9 protein-coding genes are annotated in these 12,620 nt (G+C 51.6%); 6 read left to right on the top strand and 3 right to left on the bottom strand.

The window, feature by feature from the left end; genetic code table 11:
* The first annotated feature begins 17 nt into the window (after positions 1-17).
* The 4 genes from sucC to ACO7SM_RS20160 all read left to right on the top strand — a co-directional run bounded on the left by sucC (position 18) and on the right by ACO7SM_RS20160 (position 4,868).
* Positions 18-1,187: an ADP-forming succinate--CoA ligase subunit beta gene (sucC, locus tag ACO7SM_RS20175; RefSeq protein ID WP_490468975.1), complete on the top strand. Its 1,170-nt coding sequence runs from the start codon at positions 18-20 to the stop codon at positions 1,185-1,187.
* Between the two features lie 12 nt (positions 1,188-1,199).
* A complete protein-coding gene (sucD, locus tag ACO7SM_RS20170) occupies positions 1,200-2,072 on the top strand; it encodes a succinate--CoA ligase subunit alpha (RefSeq protein WP_162381770.1) in 873 nt (290 codons plus the stop codon).
* Positions 2,073-2,283: 211 nt separating this feature from the next.
* Positions 2,284-3,783, top strand: a complete 1,500-nt coding sequence (locus ACO7SM_RS20165) for a DASS family sodium-coupled anion symporter (protein ID WP_490468974.1) — start codon at positions 2,284-2,286, stop codon at positions 3,781-3,783.
* Positions 3,784-3,794: 11 nt separating this feature from the next.
* A complete protein-coding gene (locus tag ACO7SM_RS20160; RefSeq protein ID WP_490468973.1) occupies positions 3,795-4,868 on the top strand; it encodes an Ldh family oxidoreductase in 1,074 nt (357 codons plus the stop codon).
* Here ACO7SM_RS20160 and ACO7SM_RS20155 read toward each other — a convergent pair.
* The gene (locus ACO7SM_RS20155) at positions 4,857-6,215 is read right to left on the bottom strand and encodes a sigma-54-dependent transcriptional regulator (RefSeq protein ID WP_490468972.1); all 1,359 of its coding nucleotides are present in this window, start codon (positions 6,213-6,215) and stop codon (positions 4,857-4,859) included. The genes ACO7SM_RS20160 and ACO7SM_RS20155 overlap by 12 nt on opposite strands.
* Positions 6,205-7,953 (bottom strand): ATP-binding protein, encoded by a 1,749-nt coding sequence (locus ACO7SM_RS20150; protein WP_490468971.1) that lies wholly within the window; start codon positions 7,951-7,953, stop codon positions 6,205-6,207. The genes ACO7SM_RS20155 and ACO7SM_RS20150 overlap by 11 nt, the downstream gene beginning before the upstream one ends.
* Before the next feature lie 393 nt (positions 7,954-8,346).
* Here ACO7SM_RS20150 and aphA point away from each other — a divergent pair, with 393 nt between their 5' ends.
* Both aphA and ACO7SM_RS20140 read left to right on the top strand, forming a co-directional pair.
* The gene (gene aphA / locus ACO7SM_RS20145) at positions 8,347-9,060 is read left to right on the top strand and encodes an acid phosphatase AphA (RefSeq protein WP_490468970.1); all 714 of its coding nucleotides are present in this window, start codon (positions 8,347-8,349) and stop codon (positions 9,058-9,060) included.
* 140 nt (positions 9,061-9,200) lie between these two features.
* Positions 9,201-9,551, top strand: coding sequence for an MmcQ/YjbR family DNA-binding protein (locus tag ACO7SM_RS20140; RefSeq protein WP_192613762.1), 351 nt, complete (start codon positions 9,201-9,203; stop codon positions 9,549-9,551).
* A gap of 61 nt (positions 9,552-9,612) precedes the next feature.
* Here ACO7SM_RS20140 and uvrA read toward each other — a convergent pair whose 3' ends face one another.
* The gene (gene uvrA / locus ACO7SM_RS20135; RefSeq protein ID WP_192613761.1) at positions 9,613-12,435 is read right to left on the bottom strand and encodes an excinuclease ABC subunit UvrA; all 2,823 of its coding nucleotides are present in this window, start codon (positions 12,433-12,435) and stop codon (positions 9,613-9,615) included.
* Positions 12,436-12,620 lie beyond the last annotated feature (185 nt).

The following is a 12,620-nucleotide window of genomic DNA, read 5'->3' as shown; positions in this document are numbered from 1 at the left end:
TACCACCGAGAGACATTATGAATTTACATGAGTATCAGGCCAAATCCTTACTGGCCGGCATGGGAATGCCATGCCCGAATGAAGTTGCTATTCACCATATTACGGAGTTGCCAGACGCGTGGAGCCGCATCGCCAGCGAAAGCAAAGGCGCGGTGCTGAAAGCGCAGGTACATGCCGGAGGACGCGGCAAAGCGGGCGGCGTGAAGGTGCTGACGCAGTTCCAGCAGGCTGAAGCCTTTGCTGAGCAGATGCTCGGCTCGCAGCTTGTCACCTACCAGACCGGGCCAGAAGGCCAGTATGTCAGCAGCATCCTGGTGTGTGAAAACATCTACCCGGTACGCCAGGAACTCTACTTTGGCATGGTGGTGGATCGTGAAAGTCAGTGTGTGACGTTTATTGTCAGCCCGGAAGGTGGGGTCGAGATTGAAAAAGTCGCGCATGAGACGCCTGAGAAAATCGGCAGCGTCAGCGTAGACCCGCTGACGGGCATTCAACCCTGCCATATTCGGGAGATGTTCACGGTTTTGAACCTTGAAAATGCCCTGTTCCCGGCGTTCAGCCGTTTAGCGAATCAGGCCTGGAAGGCCTTTAACGAACTGGATTTTGCCCTGCTGGAAATTAACCCGCTGGTGCTGCGTGAAGACGGCGGATTTATGTGCGCTGACGCGAAAGTGTCGTTAGATGACAACGCACTGTATCGCCACCCACAATTGCAGGCGATGCGTGATGAAACGCAGGAAGACCCTCGCGAAAGTCAGGCGGCGAAACTCGATCTCAACTATGTCTCGCTGGACGGCAATATCGGCTGCATGGTCAATGGCGCCGGGCTTGCGATGGCGACCATGGACATCATTAAGCTCTATGGCGAGCAACCGGCTAACTTCCTCGATGTGGGCGGCGGCGCGACGCAGGAACGCGTCAGCGAAGCGTTCAGGCTGATTGTCTCTGACGACAAAGTACAGGCCATTCTGGTCAACATTTTCGGTGGGATTGTGCGTTGCGACATGATCGCCCGCGCCATCATTCACTCCCTGCGGGAAACGGAAATTACCTTACCGGTCGTTGTACGTCTGTCTGGCAATAATGCGGCCGAAGGGCAACGTTTGCTGGCGGAAAGCGGCCTCGCGGTGGAAGCCGTTGGCTCTCTGGATGATGCCGCTAAGCGCATTATCGCATTACTGAATTAACTGGAGGTTAGTGTGAGCGTTTTGATTGATAAGCATACCCGGGTTCTGGTGCAGGGCATTACCGGTAAAAATGGGACGTTTCATACCGAGCAGGCGATCGCGTATGGCACAAACATCGTCGGCGGCATCACGCCAGGGAAAGGCGGGCAACTGCACCTGGATCGCCCCGTTTTCAATTCGATGAAAGAGGCGATGAAACAGACAGAAGCGGATGCCAGCGTGATTTATGTGCCTGCGCCGTTTGTGCTGGATTCGGTTGTTGAGGCCGTTGAAGCTGGCGTTAAATTGATAGTGGTGATAACCGAAGGCGTTCCGACGCTGGATATGGTGAAAGTACGCCGCCTGCTGGATTGCCACCCGGACGTCCGTTTAATCGGCCCGAACTGCCCAGGCATTATTACACCAGGAGCGTGTAAGATAGGGATTATGCCGGGCGATATTCATCGTCCAGGACGCATCGGCATTATTTCCCGTTCAGGGACATTAACCTACGAAGCCGTGGCACAGACCACCGCGCTGGGATTAGGTCAGTCGACCTGTATCGGTATTGGCGGCGATCCGGTTCCCGGAACGAACTTTATTGATGCGCTACGTTTATTTGCTGATGATCCGCAAACCGATGCGGTCATTATGATTGGTGAAATTGGCGGGAATGCAGAAGAACGCGCCGCAGAGTTTATTCGTCACGAAATGAACAAGCCGGTCATTGGTTATATTGCGGGTGTCACTGCACCGAAAGGAAAACGTATGGGACACGCCGGTGCCATTATTTCTGGTGGTAGCGGTAGTGCCGAAGATAAATTCCGTGCATTTGATCAAGCAGGTATGGCCTGGACACGAAACCCGGCATTAATCGGCGAGACATTGTGGAATGCCATTAAGTAATTAACGGCAATGTAACAGGGGGCGATAAGCCCCCTTTTTTATGTGTGCGGTTTTATATTCACCTTTTTTTACCTGTGCGGAAATTCACGCATTTTATCGAGAGTGTTTTTTATTAAAATTCTTTAATAACAGCATCTTAATGCGTTTTTAAAAGATGGCATAACACCTGCATTAGAGAAACAGGTCTTTTATCTTTCACGTTGAGGTGATTATGTCATCAGTCCCTAATAATGTTGCGCAAAAGCGTAGCATCATCCCTAACCCTGGTTTATGGCTCGCCATTATTGCCGGTCTTATTATTATGTTCCTGCCGCTGGGTGACTCATTACCGGTTGCCGGGCAACATATGATTGCGATTTTAGTTTTTGCGATCATTGTCTGGATAAGCGAAGCGATGGATTATACCGCCAGCGCGATTGTCATTTCGGCATTGATTATTTTCATGGTTGGCTTTGCGCCGGATATGAACCACCCGGACACCATTCTGGGTACAGAGAAAGCCCTGAAAATGACGCTCTCAGGTTTTTCTAATTCTGCGCTGGCCCTGGTCGCGGCGGCGATGTTTATTGCGGCGGCAATGACAATAACCGGTCTGGATAAGCGGATCGCGTTATTTACCATGTCAAAAATAGGCGCCAGTAGCCGCAGTATTATTATTGGCGCGATTGTCGTGACCATTGTATTGAGCCTGGTGGTTCCCAGCGCCACGGCCCGTACGGCCTGTGTCGTGCCGATTATGATGGGGGTTATTGCCGCATTTAAGGTCGATAAACACTCCCGCCTTGCGGCATCTATGATGATTGTTATCGCTCAGGCAACCAGTATCTGGAACGTGGGTATCCAGACTTCCGCCGCGCAGAACCTGCTTTCCATCGGCTTTATCAATAAAACATTTGGTGCTGGTCATTCGGTCAGTTGGCTCGACTGGCTGTTAGCAGGCGCGCCCTGGAGCCTGGCAATGTCGGTGATCCTCTACTTCCTGGCCCGAAAACTGCTGCCACCGGAAACGGAAGCGGTTGAAGGAGGCAGTGATGCGATTAAAAAAGCGCTGGTGGAATTGGGGCCAACAACGGGGAAAGAAAAACGTCTGATTGCTATCTCATTGTTGTTGCTGGTGTTCTGGTCTACTGGCGGAAAACTGCACAGCATTGACACGACCTCCGTTACGCTGGCTGGCCTGGCGGTCATGCTGATGCCGGGCATTGGTGTGATGCAGTGGAAAGAAGTGGAGAAGCGCGTGCAGTGGGGGACGTTGCTGATGTTTGGTATCGGGATAAGCCTGGGCTCTACGCTGCTTGATACCCAGGCGGCATCCTGGATGGCAAATTACGTCGTGCAAGGTTTTGGTCTGGACGCGTTACCCCCGCTGGCGATCTTCGCCATTCTTGCCGCGTTCCTGATTGTCATCCACCTGGGATTCGCCAGTGCCACCGCGTTAACCGCCGCGCTGCTGCCGATTCTGATCAGCCTGTTGAGCAGTCTGCCGCCGGAACTGGGCGTTAACCCAGTCGGTATGACCATTCTGTTGGCCTTTAGCGTCAGCTTTGGTTTCATTTTGCCGATTAATGCGCCGCAAAACATGGTGTGTCTGGGAACCGATACCTTCTCGCCGCGCCAGTTCACCCGCGTGGGGATTTGGCTCTCTGTGATTGGTTATTTGCTACTGCTGTTTTTTGCCGCCACCTGGTGGAAATTTCTGGGTCTGATGTAAGGAGATACGCCATGTCACTGCAAATTGCACTGGAAAAAGTCCGTTGGTTAACGGCGGGATTACTTGAGCTGAATGGCTGCGATGCGGATATCGCCCAGGATGTCGCTGAACACATGATTGAGGCCGAACGTTATGGTTTTCCCAGCCACGGCGTCACGCTACTCCCGAAATATCTTGAGAACATCGCCAGAGGCGACGTGACACCCAATGCCCGACCCGAAGCGCTGGTCAGCGAAGGCCATCTGCTGCGTTACCATGCGCATAATGGTTTTGGTCAGCACGCGGCAAAAGTGGCGATGAATGCGGCCATTGAGCGAGCAAAAGAACATGGATTTTGTCTGCTCACCTTGTGCCACGCGCACCATTTAGGGCGTATGGGACACTTTGGCCAGATGGCGAGCGATAAAGGGCTGGCGATGCTGGCGATGAGCAATGTCACCGGAAGACCGGCGCTGGTCGCTCCCTGGGGGGGAGCGCAGGCCCGCATGACCACCAATCCGTTCTGTTTTGCCTGGCCGTTTAACGATGGCAGGCCGCCGATGCTGGTTGATTTTGCGACCAGCAGTATGGCGTTGAACAAAGCGCGGGTGATGTCTGTTGAGGGCAAACAGGCAGCGCCGGGGCAGGTGATTGATGCGCAAGGCAATCCCAGCACCGATCCGGGGGTGCTGTTTACTTCGCCATCGGGCGCGCTGTTGCCGTTTGGCGAACATAAAGGGTTTGGTCTGGCGTTGATGATTGAAATGATGGCGGGGATCTTGTCCGGTGGGGATACGATCGCAGAAGATCATCAGGCCGATGGATCCGCGCATAACCACCTGTTTGCATTGATCATTGATCCCGCGAAATTCAGCGATCGGGCGGAAGAGAAAGGGCAGTTTTTTGCCGACTACCTGCTGGCGACCCGGCCGCAGCCGGGGGGCAGGCCGGTTATTTACCCTGGGATGCCGGAGGCCGAAACGCGGGAGCGCAACAGCAAAACGATTGCGATCCCGACCGCGTTCTGGTCATGGGTGGTGGAACACTACGCCCGCAAAGGGATTGATTTGGGTCTGCATCCCCAGACGCCTGCACTAGCTGGTTGAGTCCAGTCGGTAAAGCTGGGGCTGAATCTGGTGCTTATTCAGTTTGTCATATAACGTCTTGCGCGGCAGTTGCAGTAGCCGCGCAGTCAAACTGACCTGACCTTCTGTTTGTCGCAGCATATCCTCAATGAGTTTTTTCTCGAACGCATCAATACAGGCGGTCAGACCTCGTTCCTCTTGCTGGGTCATCGGCACTGACTGGTGCTGGGTTAATAATCCTAATACAAAGCGCTCGGCATTGTGTTTAAGTTCCCGCACATTGCCAGGCCAACTTTGTGACTGGAGCCAGGCAAGCAGCATGGGGGAAATATCGGGCAGGGGGCGATTGTATTTTTGCGCAGCCTGACTGGCGAACCAGTAAAATAGTTCTGGAATATCCTCCCGTCGCTGGCGCAGAGGAGGAATACTCAGGCTCACCACGTTCAGACGGTAATAAAGGTCAGCGCGGAAATTATTTTCTTCACTCTGGCGCAGCAGATCTTCTTTTGTCGCGGCGATAACGCGGCAGTTCACCGGAATTAATTGGTTGGCGCCGAGTCGCTCAATGGTTCGTTCTTGCAATACGCGTAAAAGTTTCACCTGCATACCTGGCGGCATACCTTCAATTTCATCCAGAAATAGTGTACCGCCGTTAGCGTGTTCTATTTTCCCAATTCGCTTCTTCAGCGCGCCGGTAAACGCACCGGGCTCATGACCGAAAATTTCACTTTCAAAGAGGGTTTCAGGTAATCCTGCACAGTTTAATGCGACAAACTGACCTTTATGGCGGGTGCTCCAGTGGTGCAACATGCGGGCGACAACTTCTTTGCCACAGCCGGTTTCGCCGTAAATAAGCACATCGGCATCCGTATCCGCGACATTCATGATCATTTTACGCAATTGCTGCATTTGCGGGCTACGACCAATCAGAATTGGGCCGTTTTCTTGTTGCAGGCGGGTGAGCAATTGCTTGTTCTCTAATACCAGTCGGCGTTTTTCCACCGCGCTGGCAATAATGCTGAGCAATTTATCGGAGCTACAGGGTTTTTCGATAAAATCGCAGGCGCCATTGCGCATGGCTTCAACGGCCATTTCAACATCGCCATGACCGGTGATTAAAATGACGGGGATTTTGGCATCGATTTCAATAATACGGTTTAATAACTCTAAACCGGATATCCCGGGAAGTCTGACATCGGTGAGCACAATAATATTCGTTTGACTCTCAATCACCGGTAAACTCTGCTCAGCATTAGAACAAGATATCACGCGATAACCTGCGAGGGTCAGCGTTTGCTCGCAGGCAAAGCGCACATCATCGCTGTCCTCAATATAAATAATGGTAATATCGTTTGCATTATTTACCATTGTCTTCTCTCCATTCTGGCCATGATAAAGTAATCATCGCACCACCTTCCGGATGATTACTGGCGTGGATTGTTCCATTCGAGTTTCTGACTATTTCGCTGACAATAGCGAGACCGAGCCCAATACCTCGACGTTTGGTGGTGAAAAACGCTTCAAATATTCGCTCAATAATTTGGGGTGAAAATCCGCAGCCATTGTCTTTCAGTGTGATGATAACTTTATGATCTGCCTTATAAATTGAGATATCCAGACGTTTACGTTGCTGATCTTCCATCGCGTCCAGGGCATTGGTTATCAAATTACTAAAGATCTGCTCAAGACCCAATTCATCACAACCGACAAAGAGAGGACTGGACGGTGCTTTAATTCGGCGTTCAAGATTATTTTTTTCCATGCTGTGATTCAGCAATGCGACCGCGCTGTGCATGACTTTAATCACATCCGCAGAACCTTTTGGCACCCGATGGCGGGAGGCGAAGGTTTTTAGTTCCGACATTAATTGAGTCATTCGTTCAACAACGGAAATGATGTATTTGAGATTCTGGTCTGTCTGCGAATACATCTTTTTCGCCAGCATCGTGCGGGCGTTGTCCGTCAGAGCATGGATCGCGGCCAACGGTTGGTTTTGCTCATGGGCGATTTCTGTCGCCATCTGCCCTAAGGCGGCAAGCTTATTGGATTCCGCCAGTTCGCTGCGCGTCAGTTGAATAATGTGCTCTGCCTGACTGCGTTCTTTCATCTCCTGAAGCAGTTTTTGATTCATTGTCTCGAGAGCATAAGTCCGTTCTTTAACCTGCATCTCAAGCGTTTCATTTGCCTGTGTTAATAACTGTTGAGCATGCGATCGCATACGCCAGTATTTGATGATGACCAGCACCAGTAAATACAAAATGAGGGTGATTACCAGTGAAATTGCCCATGTCCAGTAGAAATTATCTAATGGCACAATGATGGTCATTTTCCAGTTAAACTCGGGAATGGTAATTTGCTGAGTGTAAAAACGGGGTAATAAACAAAATTGATTTGCTTTCTCTTTTAAGAAAATAAACTCACCAAATGTGAAACATGGATAATAATCAGCAGGTAAAATGTTATTTAAACTGTATTGACGAGTTAATTGTAATTTTTCTTTTATTTGAGAAGGTAATGGTTCTAAGGTTCTCATTCGCCATTGTGACTTTGAACTTAAAAATATAATGCTGTGTTCATCACTCACGATGATATTTTCAGGGCCTTCTGCCCATACGTTTTCAATATCATTAAGGCTAATTTTAACGACCACGACGCCGACGATTTTTCCCTCGCGCTTGATACCGGTAGACAGGAAGAATCCCGGGGTATTCGTTGTACTGCCGATACCGTAGAATCTACCGTTCAGCCCCATCATCGCTTGTTTATAGTAGGGGCGATAGCTATAGTCCTGACCCACATAACTTCCGGGTTCTTTCCAGTTACTGGAAGCAATGGTTTTGCCTTGCGCATTAAGAATAAATATCGCTGCTGTTTTTAATTGTGTATTGAAATACTCAACATGCTTATTAAGGCTCTCGGAAACATTATCACCCGGTTGGTCCATAGACTGTTTTATTATATTGTCCATCGACAGCATATAAGGCAAAATATAATATTGATCTATCGTTGAATATAATGTTGACTTGTACATCTCTAAACGCATTTTATCCGTGCCGACTAAGGTCATAAAACGCATATGCAGAAATAATACAGAGATGGTCAGCATTAATATCAGGAGAAAAATACTTGTGATGTGAAATCGCCATCTGTTTTTAATAATAAAAGAGCATGGTGTTCTCATTCAGTATCCACGGACGAGTATGATAAATGCGACCAGTATATTCCTTACGCAGTGATGATGAGAAATGAAATAGTACCATTGTGTGAGTAAGTGAGCAGAATACATCGGGTACTGTGTGGTTTATCACACAGCGTGTTATATCGGGAGTGATCACATTCAGTAACATAAATTAAGGGCAGGGTGTGATCATGCTCTTTTTCTATAACAAAACCGGAGATAATTCTTCCCTTAACCCCCCTCCGGGGTTATGGTCAGAGAGTTTTTTTGAGCGCAGGCTCAATTTTATAATCATAACTCGCTGACTATTTAGGGAAAAATATGCGCAAGATAACGTTGGCATTGAGCGCCGTTTGCTTATTGTTCACACTAAACGGTCCCGCTGAAGCTCTGGCCTCTTCTCCTTCGCCATTACACCCCGGAACCAATGTCGCTAAGCTCGCAGAGCAAGCCCCCATTCACTGGGTTTCTGTTGCACAAATTGAAAACAGTCTGGCAGGACGCCCCCCGATGGCCGTCGGATTTGATATTGATGACACCGTGCTGTTTTCCAGCCCGGGCTTCTGGCGCGGCAAAAAAACCTGGTCCCCGGACAGTGAAGATTACCTGAAGAATCCGGCGTTCTGGGAGAAGATGAATAATGGCTGGGATGAGTTCAGCATCCCGAAAGAGGTCGCGCGTCAACTCATTGACATGCATGTTCGCCGCGGCGACAGCATCTTCTTTGTCACCGGACGCAGTCAGACGAAAACAGAAACTGTCTCCAAAACGCTGGCCGATAACTTCCATATTCCGGCAGCGGCGATGAATCCGGTGATCTTCGCGGGTGATAAAGCAGGGCAGAACACCAAAACACAGTGGTTGCAGAGTAAAAATATCCTGATGTTCTACGGCGATTCGGATAACGATATTACCGCCGCCCGTGATGTGGGGATTCGTGGCGTTCGTATTCTGCGTGCGTCGAACTCAACCTACAAACCGTTGCCGCAGGCAGGCGCGTTTGGTGAAGAAGTGATCGTCAACTCAGAATATTAAGACAGTGGGGGAGCGTTGCGCTTGCCGGTTTGCTGTTTTTTTAAACAAAATTGAGCTGTTCACTTTTACCTTTCGCTGACTTGCTGCACACTGAATAAAAGATGTTCTCAGTGGGCGGCATGCGTGTAAGGGGAATAAAGATGACCAATTCGGAGTTACTGCAATATTGCATGGCAAAAACAGGCGCAGAGCAGAGCGTGCACAGCGACTGGAAGGCCACACAAATTAAAGTGGAAGATGTCCTCTTCGCGATGGTGAAAGAGGTGGAAGAACGTCCTGCAGTTTCTCTGAAAACCAGCCCTGAACTGGCAGAGTTGTTGCGGCAGCAACACAGCGACGTGCGTCCCAGCCGACATCTGAACAAAGCGCACTGGAGCACGGTATATCTGGACGGCTCACTGCCGGATTCGCAGATCTATTACCTGGTTGACGCCTCTTATCAGCAGGCCGTGAACACGCTACCGGATGAGAAACGTAAGCAGTTGATATGACGCGGAACGTTGAGGCGATCAGTGCCGCTTCCTGACATCCCAGGAAGCGGCATTTCTACCACTACAGCATCGGTTTGAGGAAACGGGCAGTGTGTGAGGCTTCGCACTCTGCAACGGTTTCTGGCGTACCGGAGACGAGGATTTCCCCGCCGCCGCTGCCGCCTTCCGGGCCTAAATCGACAATCCAGTCCGCCGTCTTAATCACGTCCAGATTGTGCTCAATCACCACTATGGTGTTGCCTTGATCGCGCAACTGATGCAGCACGTCCAGCAGTTGCTGAATATCCGCAAAGTGCAGACCGGTCGTTGGCTCATCGAGAATATAGAGCGTCTGCCCGGTGCCGCGTTTGGATAACTCGCGCGCCAGTTTCACGCGCTGCGCTTCACCACCGGAGAGCGTCGTCGCCGACTGACCAAGACGAATGTAAGTCAGACCGACATCCATCAGGGTTTGCAGCTTACGCGCCAGCGCCGGAACGGCATCAAAAAACTCGCGCGCTTCTTCGATGGTCATATCCAGCACTTCGTGGATGGTCTTGCCTTTGTACTTAATCTCCAGCGTTTCGCGGTTGTAGCGTTTGCCTTTGCACTGATCGCACGGCACATAGATATCCGGCAGGAAGTGCATTTCGACTTTGATCACGCCATCGCCCTGACAGGCTTCGCAGCGCCCGCCACGCACGTTAAAGCTGAAGCGTCCTGGCGTATACCCGCGCGAGCGTGATTCCGGTACACCGGCAAACAGTTCACGTACAGGGGTGAACACGCCGGTATAGGTCGCCGGGTTGGAACGCGGTGTACGGCCAATCGGGCTTTGGTCGATGTCGATGACCTTATCAAAATGTTCAAGACCCTGAATATCGCGATACGGCGCGGGTTCAGCCAGCGTCGCGCCATTCAACTGCGTTTGCGCAATCGGGAACAACGTGTCGTTAATCAAGGTCGATTTACCGGAACCGGAAACGCCGGTAATGCAGGTAAACAGGCCCACGGGCAGCGTCAGCGTCACGTCTTTCAGGTTGTTGCCTCGCGCACCCGTCAGTCGCAACACTTTCTCGGGATCCGCCGCAACGCGTTGTTTGGGCACTTCAATCTTGCGTTTGCCGCTCATGTACTGGCCGGTGAGCGATTCCGGAACCGCCATGATATCGTCGAGCGTGCCTTCTGCTACCACCTGACCGCCATGGACGCCCGCGCCAGGGCCGATATCGATCACATGGTCAGCGGCGCGAATCGCATCTTCGTCGTGTTCCACGACGATAACGGTGTTACCAAGATTACGCAGATGGACAAGCGTTCCCAGCAGACGTTCGTTGTCACGTTGATGCAAACCAATCGACGGTTCATCCAGCACGTACATCACGCCGACTAACCCCGCGCCAATCTGGCTGGCCAAACGGATACGCTGCGCTTCGCCGCCGGAGAGGGTTTCCGCAGAACGGGAAAGCGTCAGGTAATTCAGGCCGACGTTGACGAGGAACTTGAGGCGATCGCCGATCTCTTTCAGGATTTTCTCCGCGATCTTCGCCCGCTGACCGGCGAGCTTGAGGTTGCTGAAGAAGTCCATCGCATGGCCGATGCTCATGTCGGAAATCGCAGGCAGCGGCGTGTTTTCAACAAACACATGACGTGCTTCACGACGCAGGCGCGTACCTTCACAACTGGCGCACGGACGATTACTGATGAACTTCGCCAGCTCTTCGCGCACCGCACTGGATTCCGTCTCTTTGTAGCGGCGCTCCATATTGTGCAGCACGCCTTCGAACGGATGGCGACGTACTGAGGTATCGCCGCGATCGTTCATGTACTTAAATTCAATGTTCTCTTTACCTGAACCGTACAGCACGACTTTGTGAACATTCGCGCTCAGGCTGGCCCACGGCGCATCCACGTCGAACTTATAGTGCTCAGCCAGCGATTTCAGCATCTGGAAGTAATAGAAGTTACGACGGTCCCAGCCGCGGATAGCGCCACCCGCCAGTGACAGCTCGGGATTCTGGATCACCCGGTCGGGATCGAAATACTGTTGCACGCCAAGGCCGTCGCAGGTCGGGCAGGCGCCCGCCGGGTTGTTGAATGAAAACAGCCGGGGTTCCAGTTCACGCATACTGTAGCCGCAAATTGGACAAGCGAAGTTGGCGGAGAAGAGCAGCTCTTCCGCTTTTGGGTCATCCATGTCGGCCACTACCGCCGTACCGCCGGAAAGCTCCAGCGCCGTTTCAAACGATTCGGCCAGGCGTTGGGAGAGATCGTCGCGGACTTTGAAGCGGTCGATCACCACCTCAATGGTGTGTTTCTTTTGCAGTTCCAGTTTCGGCGGATCGGAGAGATCGCACACCTCACCGTCAATACGGGCGCGGATGTAGCCCTGGCTCGCCAGATTTTCCAGCGTTTTGGTGTGTTCGCCTTTACGCTCTTTGATAACTGGCGCCAGCAGCATCAGGCGCTTTCCCTCTGGCTGCGACAGCACGTTATCCACCATCTGGCTGACGGTCTGGGCCGCCAGCGGAACATCGTGATCCGGGCAGCGCGGCTCACCGACGCGGGCGAACAACAGACGCAGGTAGTCGTGGATTTCGGTAATTGTCCCGACCGTAGAGCGCGGGTTGTGGGACGTCGATTTCTGTTCAATTGAGATGGCGGGCGACAGCCCCTCAATGTGGTCGACGTCCGGCTTTTCCATCAGCGACAGAAACTGACGCGCATACGCGGAAAGGGATTCAACGTAACGACGCTGCCCCTCGGCATACAAGGTGTCGAAAGCGAGCGAGGATTTGCCAGAACCCGAAAGCCCGGTCACGACAATTAATTTGTCGCGGGGGATGACGAGGTTGATGTTTTTGAGATTATGGGTGCGGGCGCCCCGAACTTCGATCTTATCCATTCACCTTTCCTGGATTAAACGCTTTTGCCCGGTCGCATGGAGCCACCGGTGACGACAAACGGTTAATTATGACACAATAAAACCTGAATGGATATCCAGTATCGGAATGCAAAACGCAGGTGCCTGTGTAACAATGTCCGGCTGAGGTTGTTGACTGGAATCGACCTCGCAACGTAGTAAAAGCG

It is taken from the genome of Citrobacter sp. LJND-P06, assembly GCF_058188415.1.
The sequence above is the reverse complement of the archived record's forward strand: the minus strand, read 5'-3'. Positions and strand labels throughout refer to the sequence as shown.